Below are 16,031 nucleotides of genomic sequence, written 5' to 3' on the forward strand. Positions count from 1 at the left end.
GCGCCTTTCTAGGCGAATTTGGCTCTGAGCTGGTCGTCCCCTAGACTCTAGGGGTTGCCTTGGGCAGACCTCGGCCGGTGCGAATCGGCCCTGCGTGCCCTTCGGTGACAAAGACCGCGCATGTCAGGTGATTTCCTGCTGTGCAAACGTAACCAGGTCAGGAGATCGAGTGATTCAGCAGGAATCGCGGCTGAAGGTTGCCGACAACACCGGCGCCAAGGAGATCTTGTGCATCCGGGTGCTCGGCGGATCGTCGCGACGCTACGCCGGCATCGGTGACGTCATCGTCGCCACGGTCAAGGACGCCATCCCCGGCGGCAACGTCAAGCGCGGGGACGTCGTCAAGGCCGTCGTGGTGCGCACGGTCAAGGAGCGCCGGCGTCCGGACGGCAGCTACATCAAGTTCGACGAGAACGCCGCGGTGATCATCAAGCCGGACAACGACCCCCGCGGGACGCGCATCTTCGGGCCGGTCGGCCGCGAACTGCGCGAGAAGCGATTCATGAAGATCATCTCGCTGGCCCCGGAGGTGTTGTAGATGAAGGTCCACAAGGGCGACACCGTCCTCGTCATCGCGGGCAAGGACAAGGGCGCCAAGGGCAAGGTGCTGCAGGCCTACCCGGAGCGCAACCGCGTGCTGGTCGAGGGCGTCAACCGCATCAAGAAGCACACCGCGATTTCCACCAACCAGCGCGGCGCCCGCTCGGGCGGCATCGTCACGCAGGAAGCCCCGATCCACGTGTCCAACGTGATGGTGGTCGACTCGGACGGCAAACCCACCCGCATCGGCTACCGGGTGGACGAGGAAACCGGCAAGCGGGTCCGCGTCTCCAAGCGCAACGGCAAGGACATCTGATGACCACAGCAGAGAAGGTGCAGCCGCGCCTCAAAGAGCGCTACCGCAACGAGATTCGGGACGCGCTGCACAAGCAGTTCGGCTACGGCAACGTCATGCAGATCCCGACCATCACCAAGGTCGTCGTCAACATGGGGGTCGGCGACGCGGCACGCGACGCCAAGCTGATCAACGGTGCGGTCAACGACCTGGCGCTGATCACCGGCCAGAAGCCGGAGATCCGCAAGGCTCGAAAGTCCATCGCGCAGTTCAAGTTGCGCGAGGGCATGCCGATCGGCGCGCGGGTGACGCTGCGCGGGGACCGCATGTGGGAGTTCCTCGACCGGCTCACCTCGATCGCGCTGCCGCGTATCCGTGACTTCCGCGGGCTTTCGCCCAAGCAGTTCGACGGCGTCGGCAACTACACGTTCGGACTGGCCGAGCAGTCGGTGTTCCACGAGATCGACGTGGACAAGATCGACCGGGTCCGCGGCATGGACATCAACGTCGTCACCTCGGCGACGACCGACGACGAAGGACGAGCGCTGTTGCGAGCCCTCGGCTTTCCGTTCAAGGAGAACTGACTAGATGGCTAAAAAGGCACTGGTTAACAAGGCCGCGCGCAAGCCGAAGTTCGCGGTGCGCGGCTACACCCGCTGCAACAAGTGCGGACGCCCGCGCGCGGTGTTCCGCAAGTTCGGGCTCTGCAGGATCTGCCTGCGGGAGATGGCGCACGCGGGTGAGCTGCCCGGCGTGCAGAAGAGCAGCTGGTGACGGGACATAGGACTGAACTATGACGATGACGGACCCGATCGCAGACTTCCTGACGCGTCTGCGTAACGCCAATTCGGCGTATCACGACGAGGTGACGTTGCCGCACTCCAAGATCAAGGCCAACATCGCCCAGATCCTCAAGAACGAGGGCTACATCAACGACTTCCACACCGAGGACGCTCGGGTCGGCAAGTCGCTGGTCGTCCAGCTCAAGTACGGGCCGAGCCGGGAGCGCAGCATCGCCGGTTTGCGCCGCGTGTCCAAGCCGGGCTTGCGGGTATACGCGAAATCCACCAACCTGCCGCGCGTGCTCGGCGGACTGGGCGTGGCGATAATCTCGACCTCGTCGGGTCTGCTCACCGACCGCCAGGCAGCCAGACAGGGCGTGGGCGGCGAAGTCCTCGCGTACGTGTGGTGAGGGGTTAAAACATGTCGCGAATTGGTAAGCAGCCGGTTCCGGTTCCCACCGGAGTCGACGTAACGATCGAGGGCCAGAACGTCTCGGTGAAGGGCCCCAAGGGCACCCTGAATCTGACGGTGGCCGAACCGATCATGGTGGCGCGCAACGACGACGGCGCGATCGTGGTCACCCGGCCCAACGACGAGCGGCGCAACCGCTCGCTGCACGGGCTGTCGCGCACGCTGGTGTCCAACCTGGTCACCGGCGTGACGGAGGGCTACACCGTCAAGATGGAGATCTTCGGCGTCGGCTACCGCGTGCAGCTCAAGGGTTCCAACCTCGAGTTCGCGCTGGGCTACAGCCATCCGGTGGTGATCGAGGCGCCCGAGGGCATCACGTTCGCGGTCCAGTCGCCGACGAAGTTCACGATCACCGGGATCGACAAGCAGAAGGTCGGTCAGATCTCGGCGAACATCCGCCGCCTGCGCCGTCCCGACCCGTACAAGGGCAAGGGCGTGCGCTACGAGGGCGAGCAGATCCGCCGCAAGGTCGGAAAGACAGGTAAGTAGTCATGGCGCAAGCAAAGACAGCCGTCACCGCCGGAAAGCCGGTGGGGCAGAACGTATCCGCGACCAGGCGGGTCTCCCGGCTGCGCAGGCACGCGCGGCTGCGCAAGAAGCTGGCGGGCACCCCACAGCGTCCGCGGCTGGTGGTGAACCGCTCCGCGCGGCACATCCACGTGCAACTGGTCAACGACGAGAACGGCACCACGCTGGCCGCGGCGTCGTCGATCGAGTCGGACGTGCGCGGCCTGGACGGCGACAAGAAGGCGCGCAGCGTGCGGGTGGGTCAGTTGATCGCCGAGCGCGCCAAGGCGGCCGGCATCGACACCGTGGTCTTCGACCGCGGCGGCTACACCTACGGCGGACGGATCGCGGCGCTGGCGGATGCCGCGCGCGAGAACGGATTGCAATTCTGATGACAACTGGAAGGACCGCATAATGGCGGAACAGTCGGCCGGCGGGCAGGGCCCAGACAGCCGCGACAGCCGCGACTCGCGCGGTGACGGCCGCGACGGCCGCGGCCGGCGCGACGGTGGTGGCCGCGGCGGACGGGATCGCGACGGCGACAAGAGCAACTACCTCGAGCGGGTCGTCGCCATCAACCGCGTCTCGAAGGTGGTCAAGGGTGGACGGCGATTCAGCTTCACCGCGTTGGTCATCGTCGGTGACGGCAACGGCATGGTCGGCGTCGGCTACGGCAAGGCCAAGGAGGTGCCGGCCGCGATCGCCAAGGGCGTGGAGGAGGCCCGCAAGGGCTTCTTCCGGGTGCCGCTCATCGGCGGCACCATCACGCACCCGGTTCAGGGTGAGGCGGCCGCGGGCGTCGTGCTGCTGCGCCCCGCCAGCCCGGGTACCGGTGTCATCGCCGGCGGTGCGGCCCGTGCAGTGCTGGAATGCGCTGGGGTGCACGACATCCTGGCCAAGTCTTTGGGCAGCGACAACGCGATCAACGTGGTGCACGCAACGGTCGCCGCGCTCAAGCTCCTGCAGCGTCCCGAGGAGGTGGCCGCTCGCCGCGGACTGCCGATCGAGGACGTCGCCCCGGCCGGAATGTTGAAGGCGCGCCGGGAAAGCGACGCACTGGCCAGTGCGGCGGCTGCGCGTGAGGCTCAGATTTCGGGAGCGCAACCATGAGTCAGCTCAAGATCACCCAGGTGCGCAGCACCATCGGTGCCCGCTGGAAGCAGCGCGAAAGCCTGCGGACTCTGGGCCTGCGGCGGATCCGCCACTCGGTGGTCCGTGAGGACAACGCACAGACCCGCGGCCTGATCGCGGTGGTGCGCCACCTGGTGCAGGTGGAGGAGGCCAAATGACCATCAAACTGCACGACCTGAAGCCCGCGCCCGGGTCGAAGAAGGCGCGCACCCGGGTGGGTCGCGGCGAGGGCTCCAAGGGCAAGTCGGCCGGCCGCGGCACCAAGGGCACCAAGGCCCGCAAGAACGTGCCGGCGACCTTCGAGGGTGGCCAGATGCCGATTCACATGCGGCTGCCCAAGCTCAAGGGGTTCCGGAACCGGTTCCGCACCGAGTACGAGATCGTCAACGTCGGCGACATCAACCGGCTGTTCCCGCAGGGCGGTTCCGTCGGCGTGGACGAGCTGGTGGCCAAGGGCGCGGTTCGCCGCAACTCGCTGGTCAAGGTCCTCGGCGACGGCAAGCTGACCGTCAAGGTCGATCTGTCCGCGCACAAGTTCAGCGGCAGCGCGCGCGAGAAGATCACCGCGGCGGGCGGCTCGGTCACCGAGCTGTAATCAGCTCAGCTGCGGAATGACCTCCGCGGCAAGGCGTTCCATCTGTTCGCGGTTCTCGTCGACGTCGGGGCCGACGGGGTTGAGTAGCAGGTATTCGGCCCCCGCGTCGATCACCTCGCGCAGCCCGCGCGCCACGTCGTCGGGCGTGCCCGACACCGGCACGTTTTCGCCGCCGGGAATGGAATCGCCGTAGATGCGGTGGAGCCCTTCGAGGACGCGTTCGCGGGCTTTTGCGGCGTCGTCGTCGACCGTCAGGTAGACCCGCTTGCCAATGGTGAAGTGCGCGGGGTCTTTCCGCTGTTCGGCGAGCTCGCGGCGCACCACGGTGACGGCCCCGGCGAACGCCTCGGTGGTCGACGAGCCCGCGCCCAGAAATGAGTCGCCGTGGCGCACCGCCCTGGCCAGCGCCTTGGGGGCCAGCCCGCCGAACCAGATCGGCGGATGCGGCCGCTGCACCGGCTTGGGCTGGATCGGCACGTGGTCGACGTCGCGGAACCGGCCGTGAAACGTCACCCGGGGCTCGTCGGACCACGCCGCCTTCATCAGCTCCAGGCCCTCGGTGAAATACGAGATGTACGTTGCCTTTTCGACCCCGAAGGCGTCGAATCGGCGAAAGCCGCCACCGGCCCCGACGCCGAGGTCCAGCCGCCCGTGGCTGAGCCGGTCGACGGCGGTGGCCGACGACGCCAGCTGCAGCGGGTCGTGCAGGGACGAAACCAGGACGGCGACCCCGAGGCGCAGCCGCTCGGTGCAGGCGGCGCAATACGCCAGCAGCTCCAACGGCGCCAGTAGCGGCGCCTCGCCGATGACCTGCTCGAGCACCCAGCCGCCCTCGAACCCGAGCTCCTCGGCGCGGGCGAGGTAGGCGCGAAGGCCTGCGGCGTCGAAGCCGTCATAGTCGAATTGGGGGATCGCGATGGAAAACCTCACCCGACCACCGTACGGCGGCCGATCGGTAGGCTGCGAATATGTTCGGTTTCCTGCCTTCTGTCCCGGGACTCGATGACGTGCGCGCCCTGGCCGGCCGCGTCGACACGGCGCGCCACCACGGCGTGCCCAACGGCTGCGTGCTCGAATTCGACCTGCGCGCGGCGCCGCCGGAGACCACCGGTTTCGATCCCGTGGCGATGATCACCGGGGGCAGCCGACCGCTGTCGCTGCGCGACACCGTCGCGGCGATCCACCGCGCGGCCGAGGACCCGCGGGTCGCCGGGCTCATCGCGCGCGTGCAGCTCGCGGCGGCGCCGCCGGCGGCGGTCCAGGAACTGCGGGAGGCGATCGCGGCGTTCAGCGCCGTCAAGCCCTCGTTGGCGTGGGCCGAGACCTACCCGGGCACGCTGTCCTACTACCTGGCTTCGGCGTTCGGCGAGGTGTGGATGCAGTCCTCGGGAAGCGTCGGCCTGATCGGATTCGCGAGCAACGCCATGTTCCTGCGCGACGCGCTCGACAAGGCGGGGATCGAAGCCCAAATCATCGCGACGGGCGAATACAAGTCGGCGGCAAACCTTTTGACCGAGGGTGGCTTCACCGAGGCCCACCGCGAGGCCGTCACGCGGATGCTGCAAAGCCTGCAGGAACAGGTGTGGCGGGCGGTCGCGGAGTCGCGCAAGGTCGAGCCCACGGCGCTCGACGAGTTGGCCGACCGGGGCCCGCTCCTGCGCGACGAAGCGGTGGCCTCGGGCCTCGTCGACCGAATCGGATTCCGCGACGAAGCCTACGCGCGGATCGCGGAACTGGTTGGTGTGCAGGATGTTTCGGACGACAACACGCCGCCCCGGCTCTACCTGGCGCGCTACGCCGGCGCGGCCCGGCCGCGACTGAGCCCGCCCGTGCCGTCGGTCCCCGGCCGCCGGCCCAAGCCGACGCTGGCCGTGATCACCGTCGACGGCACGATCGTCACCGGACGCGGCGGCCCGCAGTTCCTGCCGCTGGGCACGTCGACGGCCGGCGCCGACACCATCGCGGCGGCGCTGCGCGAGGCAGCCGCCGACGATTCGGTGTCCGCGATCGTGCTGCGGGTGGACAGCCCGGGGGGTGCGGTCATCGCGTCGGAAACGATCTGGCGCGAGGTGGCGCGGGCGCGCGAGCGCGGCAAGCCGGTGGTGGCGTCGATGGGTGCCGTCGCCGCGTCCGGCGGCTACTACGTCGCGATGGGCGCCGACGCGATCCTGGCGAATCCGGGCACGATCACCGGCTCGATCGGCGTGATCACCGGCAAGCTGGTGGTGCGCGATCTCAAGGATCGCCTGGGGGTCGCGTCGGACACGGTGCGCACCAACGCGAATGCCGACGCCTGGTCGATCGACGCGCCGTTCACCCCGGAGCAGCGCCGGCACCGTGAGGCCGAGGCCGAACTCCTCTACCACGACTTCGTGGAACGGGTCGCCGAGGGCCGCAACCTGAGCGCCGAAGCCGTGGAAGCCGTTGCACGGGGCCGGGTCTGGACCGGCGCCGACGCGCTGGAACGCGGCCTGGTCGACGAGCTCGGCGGCTTCCGGGCCGCGGTGCGCCGGGCCAAGGTCCTCGCGGGCCTGGACGGGGACGCCGAGGTGCGCCTCGTCAGCTATCCGGGGTCGTCGCTGCTGGACCTGGTGCGGCCGCGGGCCTCGTCGCAACCGGCCGCCGCGTCGCTGGGGGCGCTGTTTGGTCGCGCGATCGCCGGGATGGTCGACAACGTCGGCCAGACGCTGAGCGGTACAAGCGCGCTGTGGCTGGGCAACTCGCGCCTCTAGCTCAACCTGCCGCTGATGAAGATGATCTCGCCGAGCGGATCGTCCTGCTCCGGGGGCGGCACCTCGATGTCGTTGCGCCGGAACAGCTCCGTGCGCTCGACGCCCTCGACGTCCCATCCCTTGGACCGCAGGTAGTCGACGACGTGGTTGCGTTCGCCGGTGTAGACCAGCGACGCCATGTCGATGTCCACGCCGTGCTCCCGGAAAACGCCGGCCATGTCCTGCACCCGGCTGGGGTCGAAATCGATGATGCCGGGCACGAATTCGGTCGCGACGGTGCTGCCGGGCGCGCTGAGCGCGGTGATGTTGTCGAACAGCAGATCCTGGGCCTCCGGCGGCAGGTAGATCAGCAGGCCCTCGGCCAGCCACGCGGTCGGCGCCGTCGTGTCCAGTCCGGCGGCGCGCAGCGCGGCGGGCCAGTCCTGCCGCAGATCGACGGCGATGGTGCGCCGGGTGGCGGTGGGTTCGGCGCCGATGCCGGCCAGCGTGGTCGTCTTGAACTCGATCACCTGCGGCTGGTCGAGCTCGTAGACCACGGTGCCGTCCGGCCACGGCAGCCGGAAGGCGCGCGAGTCCAGGCCGGACGCCAGGATGACCGCCTGGCGCACGCCGGTGCCGACGGAGTCGATGAAGTAATCATCGAAATACTTGGTGCGCACCGCCATTCCGTCGGCCATCGCCTGCATGCGCGCCGGCGACGCGTTCTCGAACGCGTCGAGGTCGAGCTCGCCGTCCAGCATCTTGGTGAACAGGTCCACCCCGACCGCGCGCACCAGCGGCTCGGCGAACGGGTCGTTGATCAGGCCTCGGGGGTCCCTGGTCGCCATGGCGCGGCCGGCCGCGACCATCGTCGCGGTCACGCCCACACTGGAGGCCAGGTCCCAATTGTCGTCATGAGCGCGTGGCATAGGCGAAACCCTACTTGAGGGTCGCGGCCACGTAGCTGAGGTCACCGAAGGCGGCCGTCATCGCGTCCTCGGGGAACTCAAACCCATTGTGGGCGTACAGCTCCCGGGCCGGATAGGCCGTCACCTGCCAGCCGTGGGCGGTCAGGTAGTCGCCGACGACGTTGCGCTCGCCCCGGTAGAACAGGTCGGCAGGGTCGAGGTTGAGACCGAGGCGCCGCCACCGCTCGGAGATCTGCTGCAGGCGCTCGTCGGTAAACGCGTTCGGGTTGGGGACGTGTTCGGTGGCCAACCGGCTGCCCGGCGCGGACAGAGCGGTGATGTGGTCGAACAGCCGGTCCTGGGCGTCGGGCGGCAGGTAGGGCAGCAGGCCCTCGGCGCTCCACGCCGTCGGCGCCGTGACGTCGAAGCCGCCCTGGCGCAACGCGGCCGGCCAGTCGTCGCGCAGGTCGATCGCGATCGTGCGGTGCTCGGCGGTGGGGTCGGCGCCGAGCCCGGCCAGCGTGCCGGTCTTGAACGCGATGACCTGAGGCTGGTCGATCTCGTAGACCACCGTCCCGGCCGGCCAGGGCAACCGGTAGGCCCTGGTGTCCAGGCCGGAGGCCAGGATCACCGCCTGGCGCACTCCGTCGGCGGTGGCGCCGGTGAAGAAATCGTCGAAGAACCTGGTGCGCACCGTGATCTGTTCGCGACGGGTCTTCCGGTTGAACAGCGCGTCGTCCTCGAATTCGAGTTCGCCGTCGATGATGCGGATGAAGGGGTCCAGCCCGACGGCGCGAACCAGGGGATCGGCGAACGGGTCGTCGAGCAGCGGATCGGGTCCCTGCGAGGCCATCGCGCGGGACGCCGCGACCATGGTGGCCGTCGCCCCCACGCTGGACGCCGGTCCCCAGCTGTCGCCGTCGGTGCGGCCCTCACTCATGGATGCCGCTCACGTAGAGCACGTCGCCCATGCGCGTGTCGTCACCCTCCAGGGGCGGAAGGTCGTTGGCCGCGAACAGGTCTCGGATGCTGACGCCTTCCAGCGCCCAACCGCGCTCCCTGAGGTAGGAAGCCGCCTCGTTGCGCTCCCCGAAGTAGACCAGCCCGGCCATGTCCAGCTCGAATCCGTGCGCGCGCCAGCGTTCGGAGATGCGCTGCATGCGTTCCTTCAGCTTTTCCTCGTCCCCGGGCTCGCGGGTCGGCGCGCTTTCGGTCGCCACCCGGCTGCCCGGCGCGCTGAGTTCGGTGATGGTGTCCAGCAGGCGGTCCTGCGCCTCCGGCGGCAGGTAGCCCAGCAGGCCCTCGGCGCTCCATGCGGTCGGCCGGGTCGGGTCGAATCCGGCGGCGCGCAGGGCGGCGGGCCAGTCGTCGCGCAGGTCGACGGCGACCACCCGCCGATAGGCGGTCGGGGCGGCGCCGAGCTCGGCCAGCGTGCGGGACTTGAACTCGATGACCTGCGGCTGGTCGACCTCGTAGACCACGGTCCCGGCGGGCCAGTCCAACCGGTACGCGCGGGAGTCCAGCCCCGAGGCCAGGATCACCACCTGCTTGACGCCGGCCCGCGTCGCGCTCAGGAAGAACTCGTCGAAGAACTTGGTGCGCACCGCCATGTTGTCGGCCATCCGCGACATCGCCCCCGGGGACCCGTCGGTGCCGTCGTGTACGTCGTTCAGGTCGCCCGGATTCAGCTCGCCGGTCGCCAGCCGGGTGAGCAGGTCCACGCCGACGGCGCGGACCAGCGGCTCGGCGAACGGGTCGTCGATCAGCGGACGATCGGCGCGGCTCGCCACGGCGCGGGCGGCCGCGACCATCGTCGCGGTCATGCCGACGCTGGAGGCGAGGTCCCAGGTGTCGCCCTCATACCTGGTGGAACTCATGCACTGCCCCTGTTCGGAAGTAGTTAATCTAATATTTAGCCGATATAACAAGCTTCTACCACTGTACGCTTCCCGCAATTCGCGGCAACCTTGACGGATGACGTACGCAACCCCTTTCCAGGCCGCCGGAAAACGGGTGCTGATCACGGGTGCGTCGTCGGGTCTGGGGGCGGCCCTGGCCCGTCGGCTGGCGACCCAAGGGGCGGTCGTGGGGCTGATCGCCCGCCGCCGGGATCGCCTGGCCGAGGTGCTGGCCGACTGCCGGCAGACCTCGCCGGGATCGGCGATGTGGGTGGCCGACCTGGCGGACACCGCCACGCTGCGCGAGCTGGCAACGCGGGCGTGGGACGCGCTCGGCGGCGTCGACGTGCTGATCAACAACGCCGCGATCCCGAAGCGCCGCCCGGTCGCGGGCCTGGAGCCCGACGAGGTCGAGGTCGTGATGCGGGTGAACTTCTTCGCTCCGATGCGCCTCACGCTGGCCCTGCTGCCCCGGATGCTGGAACGCGGCTCCGGTCTGATCGTCAACGTGTCCAGCGTTGGCGGCCGGCTCGGCATCATCCACGAAACCGCCTACTGTGCAAGCAAGTTCGCGCTGTGCGGCTGGAGCGAGGCGATGGCCGTCGACCTGCACGGCAGCGGCGTCGCCGTGAAGCTGATCGAGCCGGGGCCCGTCGACACCGAGATCTGGGACCATCCGGGCAGCGAGGAACCGCTATACCGGGGCCCCAAGGTGCCCGCCGACGAGGTGGCAGCGGGCATCGTCGAGGCGCTGGGGGGCGACACGTTCGAGCACTACGTTCCGGATATGAAAGCGGTCGTGGACGCCAAGAACGCCGACCTCGACGCGTTCATCGCCGGTTCGGCTGGGATGGCGCCGCGATGAGGGCACTCGTGTTCGGCGTGCCGCCGGAACCGTCGCCGGGACCCGACGACGCACTGACCCACAGCCCGGTCGCATTGCGCGAAGTCGCGGATCCACGACTGCCGCACGAGGATTGGGTGCTCACCCGGCCGCGGCTGACCGGCATCTGCGGGTCGGACTCGAAGCAGATCCTGATGGACTTCGGCGAGGCCGACGCCGACAACGCCATGTCCGCTTTCTGCTCTTTCCCCCAAGTCATGGGGCACGAGGTGGTCGCCGATGTGGTGGCGATGGGGCCCGGGGCGCGGGGGCTGGAGGTCGGCCAGCGGGTGGTGCTCAACCCGTGGCTGTCGTGCGGGCCGCGCGGCATCGAACCGCCCTGTCCCGCTTGCGAATCCGGTGACTACAGCCTGTGCTGGAGCTTCACCGACGGCGACATCAAGCCCGGCATCCACACCGGGGTGTCGGCCGACGTGACGGGCGGCTACGCCGAACTGATGCCCGCGCACGACAGCATGCTCTTCCCGGTCCCGGATTCCGTGCCCGACGAGCTGGCGGTGTTCGCCGACCCGTTTTCGGTGTCCCTGCACGCCATCACCCGCCACCCGCCGCCAGCCGAAGGCCGGGTGCTGGTGTACGGCGCGGGCTCGCTGGGGCTGTGCGCGGTCGCGATCCTGCGGGCGCTCTACCCCGGCGTGGCCGTCGCGGTGGTCGCACGGTTCGATGCGCAAAAGGAACTGGCCCGCCGGTTCGGGGCCGCGTTAGTGGTCGATCACGAACCGCGCCTGGCCGTCATCGAGGAACTGGCCGAGTGGGGCGGCGGCCGGCTGCACCAGCCGCTGCTGGGCCTGCCGATGGCCTACCCGGGGGCGCTCGACGTCGTCTACGACACCGTCGGCAAGCCGGAGACGTTCGAGGTCGGGGTGCGGGTGCTGCGGGCCCGCGGGACGTTGGTGAAGGCCGGCGTGCACGCGCCCGGCCGCTGGGAGTGGAGTCCCTTGTATTTCAAGGAGATCAGCTGGGTGGGGTCGAACGCGTTCGGCGTCGAGGAGGTGGAGGGCGAGCGCAAGCACGCCATCGCCCACTACCTGGACCTCGCCGCCGCCGGCCGGGTGGATTTGCGTCCGATGCTGACCCACACCTTCGGCCTCGAGCAGTGGCGCGACGCCTTCCTGGCGATCGCCAACCAGGCCGACAGCGGCGCGGTCAAGGTCGCGTTCGACCAGCGTTAGGCCCGATGTCACGCACCCCGTGAATCGCGATGTCGATGGCGCGTTCGACCGCGACGCGCAGCTGTTGGCCATTGCCGCCCTCCTGCAGGCACACCAGCGCAGCGGCGATGGCCGCCCCCATGACCGAGCCGATGACGGCGGCCGCGGCCGCCGGGTCGAGCGTGTCGGGATAGGCGCCCTGCAGCGCCCCGGCGAGTTGGTTTTCGGCGAGGAAGTAGCGATGCAGCGTGGCCGCTTGGACGGCGGGCACCGACATGATCATCGGCATCCGGACTCCGGCCAGGCCGCCCTCGACCTCCTCGGTGAGGGCGTCGGCCAGCATGTGTTGCATTGCGGCCACGAGCACCTCGGCCATCGGGGCATCCGGTCCGCGCCGCTCGATCAACGCAACCGCGGCGTCGATCCGCCGCGCCAGGTGGGGGAAAAGGACCTCGTCCTTGCTCGTGAAGTAGTTGAAGAAGGTCTTGGTGGAAACGCCCGCGGCCGCGGCGATCTCGGCCACCGTCGTCCGTTCGTAGCCCTTCGCCTCGAACAGGCGCATGGCCGCGACGATCAGTTCCCGCCTGGTCTGCTGCCGCTTGCGTTCCCGCAGGCTTGTCCTGTCGGCCGTCATCGATCCTTTCCAATTATTACATTAGATGTAAGCTTATATCAGATGTAATTTTTTGGCGTGGGCGCACCGGAGAGGATTGGTTATGCAGCGGTTCGAGGGCGCGGTGGCGATCGTCACCGGCGGCGGGATGGGTTTGGGCGAGGCGCTGAGTGAGGAGCTTGGGCGTCGTGGTGCCACGGTCGTGGTCGCCGATGTCGACGGCGACGCCGCCCGTCAGGTGGCGGGGCGCCTCGAGCAAAGCGGGGCGGACGCAGCCGCCGTGCGGGTGGACATGGCCGACGAAACCGAGGTGGCCAAGCTGGTCGACGGCGCAGTGGCCGAATACGGACGCGTCGACTACATGATCAACAATGCCGGCATCGCGATCGGCGGGGATTCGCGCGACCTCTCCATGCAGCAGTGGCGCCGCGTGCTCGACGTCGACTTGCTCGGCGTGGTGTACGGGACGATGCACGCGTATCAGGTCATGGCGCGCCAGGGCCACGGCCACATCGTGAACATTTCATCGCTCAGTGGGCTGGTTCCGCAGCCGGGCAACGTTCCCTACTGCACCAGCAAGCATGGGATCGTGGGACTTTCGCTTTCGTTGCGCGCCGAGGGAGCGGACCTCGGCGTGCGGGTCAGCGCGGCATGCCCGGGCGACATGAAGACGAAAATCTACGACAACATGGTCGTGGTCAACATGCCGCGCGAGCGGGTGGCGACGCTGAGCCGGCGCACTCATTACCTGATGCCCCAGATGAGCGCGCCGGCCGCGGCCCGCGCGATACTGCGAGGTGTGGACCACAACCGGCCGCTGATCGTGTTTCCCGCTGCGGTTCAGGTCATTTGGCACTTGTACCGCCGGTTCCCGGGCCTGTTCTATCGAATCAATGTCCACCGCATGAGGCTGTTTCGCGGCCTTCGGATTGATCAGGGGCGCGTGGCGCGGTAGTAGTTCAATTGCCCCAGGACGCGGTGGGGCGTCGACGCGAGCTCGCTGCACTCGAATCCCGCCGCGCTCAGCAGCCGGGGAATCGCGCCGCCGAGGTTTCCGGCCGCATGGGGATTGCGCCTGATCAGCCGCGCCATGGGGCCGCCGTCGGTCGCCACGTCCCCGCCGATGTCGACCAGGTGCAGCCTGCCGCCCGGGCGCAGGACCCGGAAGATCTCCTCCACCGCAGCGGCTTTCGCGTCGTCGTGGACATGGTGCAGCATCATCGACGAGAGCACCCGGTCGAACTCGCCGTCGGAGTAGGGCAGCCGCTCGGCGTAGCCGTGTTCGAAACGGATGTCGTTCGCCTTGCGTCGCGCCCGGTCGAGCGCCCGCGGGTCGGGGTCGATTCCCGTGACGTCGGCGGCGGGGTGGGCGCGCTTGACTCGGGTGGTGAGATTACCGGTGCCGCAACCGATTTCCAGTACGCGCTGGCCGGCGGCGAGTTCGGCCTGCGCGATCAGGGTGCCGTAGACCTTCGGCATTCCCAACAGGCGGGCGAACAGGTCGTAGCAGGGCAGCAGCGCGTCGTGTCCGGCGGCGGGCAGGTAGTCATGTGGATGATGTTTTGTCATACTCATCATGATGAAACGCTAATTCGCAGCTGAGTTGGCTGATCTTTGGCAAAACTAGGACTATCTTTCGCGTCATGACTCAACCCGCTCGGATGATTCGGCACCGCCGGGGCGTGCCAATCTACGGGTATCGGACCGGTCCGGACACGCCTCCGGTGTCGGTGCTCCGGGCCGGGCGGGAAGACCTGCCCGAGCAAGGCCGGCACATTCACGAATTCCCGGCGCTGTGGTACACCCCCGACTCGGGCGACGTGTATGTGCTGGCGGCCGGCGCCGTGATCGACCCCGCCCAGGTGGTGGGCCGTGTGGATGCGGGCGTCGGCGTCTTCTTCGATCCCGCGGCGCTGGGCGAGGACGGGCGGTCGCCGTGGCCGGCGTGGCGGGCGCATCCGCTGCTGTTCCCGTTCCTGCACGGTCGATCGGGCGGGCTGCTGCGGCTGGAAGTGCCCGCGGACCGGCGGTCGGCGTGGGAGGGCGCGATCGCGTCGATCGAGACCGAACTGACCGCGCGCCGGGACGGTTACCAGCAGGCGGCGCTGGCGCATCTCACGCTGCTGCTGATCGACCTCGCCCGGCTCGCCGTCGACGTGGTCGGCGACCTGCGGCGCAGCGGCGAACCGCTGCTGGCCGAGGTGTTCGCGGTGATCGACCGGCGCCACGCCGAGCCGCTGTCGCTGCGCGACGTGGCCGGCGAACTCGGGATCACACCGGCGCACCTGACCACCGTGGTTCGGCGCCGCACCGGACGCACCGTGCAGGAGTGGATCATCGAACGCCGGATGGCCGAGGCCCGCACGTTGCTGGCCGAGACGGATCTGCCGATCGCGGAGGTCGCCGGGCGGGTCGGAATCGGCGACCCCGGCTATTTCAGCCGGCTGTTCGGCCGGACGCACGGCGCCTCGCCCCGCGCGTGGCGCGGGTCAAACCGTTAGTGCCCCTTTGGATCCGGCGATCGGCAGGTCGATCGGGGTGATGACACCGGGTGCCGCGTCGCACACGAACGGGATGGCGTTGACCGCCGCGATGGCGGTGCTGTCCATCAACACGGTCATCACGTCGTCCCCGGGTTCGCCGAACCGGATCGTCGCGTCGACGCGCGGCTGGCCCTCGATCACCACGCTGAAACCCTTGGGGTCGGTCCATTTCGGCTCTAGCGCGTCGTCGCTCATCGTCCAGCAGATGGCCAGCTCGACCACCGGGCGCCCGCCGCGATGGCCGCGATAGGTTCGGCGCTGTCCACCGGCCGTGCCGGCGGCGTAATCCACCCACCCCAGATTCAGGTCCCGGGTCAGCACCGCGGGCTCGACGAATGCGTCCTTGGAGTCGAGCTCGACACCCATCATGGCGGCGATCATGTCCAGCGTCTCGAAGTAGCCCAGGCCGTATCGTTGCGCCGCGGGGTCGAGATGCGTCACCGGCTCGCGTGGGGTCTTGCCGAATCCGAGCACCTTCCACACGTCCGGTACGGGATAGGTTGTGCAGTCCAGAGTTTCGACGAGCTTGACGCTGTGCACCCGCCGGCATGCGCCGGTGAGGAAGCCGGCCACGACGTTGATGAAGCCCGGCTCGAATCCCGTTCCCAGAAACGTCGCGCCGCCTTGCTGCGCGGCCTCCTCGAGCGCCGGGAGTTCGACCGGGTGATGGGACCCGGTCACGAAATCCCCGGTGGTGACGACGTTGATGCCACGGCGCAGCATCCTTTCCACCAGGTCGTAGTCGATGGCGCGGGGCATGTAACACACGCAGTCGGGCCGAAGCTCGAACAACGCGTCGGCGTCGTCGGTCGCGGCGACACCGACGGGGGCCTGGTCGGCCAGTTCACCCGCGTCGCGTCCCACCTTGTCGGAACCGAACGCATGGACGCCGACCACGTCGAAGTCGTCGCGCTCGAGCATGGCGCCGAGCGCCCGCCTGCCGATGTTGCCGGTCGACCACTGGACCACTCGGTACGCCAT

General features: G+C 68.9%; 22 protein-coding genes. 15 read left to right on the forward strand and 7 right to left on the reverse strand.

What is annotated here, in order from left to right; genetic code table 11:
- The first annotated feature begins 169 nt into the window (after nt 1-169).
- From rplN to rplO, 10 genes are read left to right on the forward strand one after another with little or no spacing between them, the layout of a single operon-like run.
- Nucleotides 170-538, forward strand: a complete 369-nt coding sequence (gene rplN / locus AC5Y7V_RS06160; RefSeq protein ID WP_003403649.1) for a 50S ribosomal protein L14 — start codon at nt 170-172, stop codon at nt 536-538.
- Entirely contained in the window at nt 539-856 is a 318-nt protein-coding gene (gene rplX, locus AC5Y7V_RS06165) for a 50S ribosomal protein L24 (RefSeq protein ID WP_067158792.1), read from the forward strand.
- Nucleotides 856-1,419 (forward strand): 50S ribosomal protein L5, encoded by a 564-nt coding sequence (gene rplE, locus AC5Y7V_RS06170; RefSeq protein ID WP_067158794.1) that lies wholly within the window; start codon nt 856-858, stop codon nt 1,417-1,419. Before rplX ends, rplE begins: the two co-directional genes overlap by 1 nt.
- A gap of 4 nt (nt 1,420-1,423) precedes the next feature.
- Nucleotides 1,424-1,609: a type Z 30S ribosomal protein S14 gene (locus AC5Y7V_RS06175; protein WP_003873499.1), complete on the forward strand. Its 186-nt coding sequence runs from the start codon at nt 1,424-1,426 to the stop codon at nt 1,607-1,609.
- A 19-nt stretch (nt 1,610-1,628) separates the two neighbouring features.
- The gene (gene rpsH, locus AC5Y7V_RS06180; RefSeq protein ID WP_067158795.1) at nt 1,629-2,027 is read left to right on the forward strand and encodes a 30S ribosomal protein S8; all 399 of its coding nucleotides are present in this window, start codon (nt 1,629-1,631) and stop codon (nt 2,025-2,027) included.
- Between the two features lie 11 nt (nt 2,028-2,038).
- Nucleotides 2,039-2,578 carry a 50S ribosomal protein L6 gene (rplF, locus tag AC5Y7V_RS06185; RefSeq protein ID WP_499879157.1) on the forward strand — a complete coding sequence of 180 codons (540 nt, stop codon included), beginning with the start codon at nt 2,039-2,041 and terminating at the stop codon, nt 2,576-2,578.
- A 41-nt stretch (nt 2,579-2,619) separates the two neighbouring features.
- Nucleotides 2,620-2,988: a 50S ribosomal protein L18 gene (rplR, locus tag AC5Y7V_RS06190; protein ID WP_499879627.1), complete on the forward strand. Its 369-nt coding sequence runs from the start codon at nt 2,620-2,622 to the stop codon at nt 2,986-2,988.
- 22 nt (nt 2,989-3,010) lie between these two features.
- On the forward strand, nt 3,011-3,706 hold the full coding sequence (gene rpsE / locus AC5Y7V_RS06195; protein WP_499879158.1) for a 30S ribosomal protein S5: 696 nt from the start codon (nt 3,011-3,013) through the stop codon (nt 3,704-3,706).
- Nucleotides 3,703-3,885 carry a 50S ribosomal protein L30 gene (gene rpmD, locus AC5Y7V_RS06200; RefSeq protein ID WP_067006248.1) on the forward strand — a complete coding sequence of 61 codons (183 nt, stop codon included), beginning with the start codon at nt 3,703-3,705 and terminating at the stop codon, nt 3,883-3,885. Before rpsE ends, rpmD begins: the two co-directional genes overlap by 4 nt.
- The gene (gene rplO / locus AC5Y7V_RS06205) at nt 3,882-4,322 is read left to right on the forward strand and encodes a 50S ribosomal protein L15 (protein ID WP_067006245.1); all 441 of its coding nucleotides are present in this window, start codon (nt 3,882-3,884) and stop codon (nt 4,320-4,322) included. Before rpmD ends, rplO begins: the two co-directional genes overlap by 4 nt.
- Here the strand turns inward: rplO and AC5Y7V_RS06210 are convergent, their stop codons facing one another.
- Nucleotides 4,323-5,252 carry an LLM class flavin-dependent oxidoreductase gene (locus tag AC5Y7V_RS06210; protein WP_499879159.1) on the reverse strand — a complete coding sequence of 310 codons (930 nt, stop codon included), beginning with the start codon at nt 5,250-5,252 and terminating at the stop codon, nt 4,323-4,325.
- Nucleotides 5,253-5,290: 38 nt separating this feature from the next.
- Here AC5Y7V_RS06210 and sppA point away from each other — a divergent pair, with 38 nt between their 5' ends.
- Nucleotides 5,291-7,054, forward strand: coding sequence for a signal peptide peptidase SppA (gene sppA, locus AC5Y7V_RS06215; RefSeq protein ID WP_499879160.1), 1,764 nt, complete (start codon nt 5,291-5,293; stop codon nt 7,052-7,054).
- Here the strand turns inward: sppA and AC5Y7V_RS06220 are convergent.
- Genes AC5Y7V_RS06220 through AC5Y7V_RS06230 form a run of 3 tightly spaced genes read right to left on the reverse strand, consistent with a single transcriptional unit; the run spans nt 7,051 to nt 9,818 of the window.
- A complete protein-coding gene (locus AC5Y7V_RS06220; RefSeq protein ID WP_499879161.1) occupies nt 7,051-7,962 on the reverse strand; it encodes a class I SAM-dependent methyltransferase in 912 nt (303 codons plus the stop codon). The genes sppA and AC5Y7V_RS06220 overlap by 4 nt on opposite strands.
- Before the next feature lie 10 nt (nt 7,963-7,972).
- Complete coding sequence (locus tag AC5Y7V_RS06225; RefSeq protein ID WP_499879162.1) at nt 7,973-8,881, reverse strand: class I SAM-dependent methyltransferase; 909 nt, start codon at nt 8,879-8,881, stop codon at nt 7,973-7,975.
- On the reverse strand, nt 8,874-9,818 hold the full coding sequence (locus AC5Y7V_RS06230; RefSeq protein ID WP_499879163.1) for a class I SAM-dependent methyltransferase: 945 nt from the start codon (nt 9,816-9,818) through the stop codon (nt 8,874-8,876). Before AC5Y7V_RS06230 ends, AC5Y7V_RS06225 begins: the two co-directional genes overlap by 8 nt.
- A gap of 97 nt (nt 9,819-9,915) precedes the next feature.
- Between AC5Y7V_RS06230 and AC5Y7V_RS06235 the strand changes: the two genes are divergently transcribed.
- Together AC5Y7V_RS06235 and AC5Y7V_RS06240 are read left to right on the forward strand one after the other, a co-directional pair.
- Nucleotides 9,916-10,704 carry an SDR family NAD(P)-dependent oxidoreductase gene (locus tag AC5Y7V_RS06235; protein ID WP_499879164.1) on the forward strand — a complete coding sequence of 263 codons (789 nt, stop codon included), beginning with the start codon at nt 9,916-9,918 and terminating at the stop codon, nt 10,702-10,704.
- On the forward strand, nt 10,701-11,915 hold the full coding sequence (locus AC5Y7V_RS06240; RefSeq protein WP_499879165.1) for a zinc-dependent alcohol dehydrogenase: 1,215 nt from the start codon (nt 10,701-10,703) through the stop codon (nt 11,913-11,915). The genes AC5Y7V_RS06235 and AC5Y7V_RS06240 overlap by 4 nt, the downstream gene beginning before the upstream one ends.
- Here the strand turns inward: AC5Y7V_RS06240 and AC5Y7V_RS06245 are convergent.
- The gene (locus AC5Y7V_RS06245) at nt 11,890-12,528 is read right to left on the reverse strand and encodes a TetR/AcrR family transcriptional regulator (RefSeq protein WP_499879166.1); all 639 of its coding nucleotides are present in this window, start codon (nt 12,526-12,528) and stop codon (nt 11,890-11,892) included. The genes AC5Y7V_RS06240 and AC5Y7V_RS06245 overlap by 26 nt on opposite strands.
- A gap of 82 nt (nt 12,529-12,610) precedes the next feature.
- On the opposite strand from AC5Y7V_RS06245, the gene AC5Y7V_RS06250 reads away from it, so the two are divergent.
- Nucleotides 12,611-13,462 (forward strand): SDR family NAD(P)-dependent oxidoreductase, encoded by an 852-nt coding sequence (locus AC5Y7V_RS06250; RefSeq protein ID WP_499879167.1) that lies wholly within the window; start codon nt 12,611-12,613, stop codon nt 13,460-13,462.
- Here AC5Y7V_RS06250 and AC5Y7V_RS06255 read toward each other — a convergent pair.
- Nucleotides 13,441-14,076 carry a class I SAM-dependent methyltransferase gene (locus tag AC5Y7V_RS06255; RefSeq protein ID WP_499879168.1) on the reverse strand — a complete coding sequence of 212 codons (636 nt, stop codon included), beginning with the start codon at nt 14,074-14,076 and terminating at the stop codon, nt 13,441-13,443. The two genes, AC5Y7V_RS06250 and AC5Y7V_RS06255, sit on opposite strands and share 22 nt — an antisense overlap.
- A gap of 74 nt (nt 14,077-14,150) precedes the next feature.
- Between AC5Y7V_RS06255 and AC5Y7V_RS06260 the strand changes: the two genes are divergently transcribed.
- On the forward strand, nt 14,151-15,008 hold the full coding sequence (locus AC5Y7V_RS06260; protein WP_499879169.1) for a helix-turn-helix transcriptional regulator: 858 nt from the start codon (nt 14,151-14,153) through the stop codon (nt 15,006-15,008).
- Here the strand turns inward: AC5Y7V_RS06260 and AC5Y7V_RS06265 are convergent.
- On the reverse strand, nt 14,997-16,031 hold the full coding sequence (locus AC5Y7V_RS06265) for an NAD(P)H-dependent amine dehydrogenase family protein (protein WP_499879170.1): 1,035 nt from the start codon (nt 16,029-16,031) through the stop codon (nt 14,997-14,999). The genes AC5Y7V_RS06260 and AC5Y7V_RS06265 overlap by 12 nt on opposite strands.

The organism is Mycobacterium sp. NGS34, from assembly GCF_059812845.1.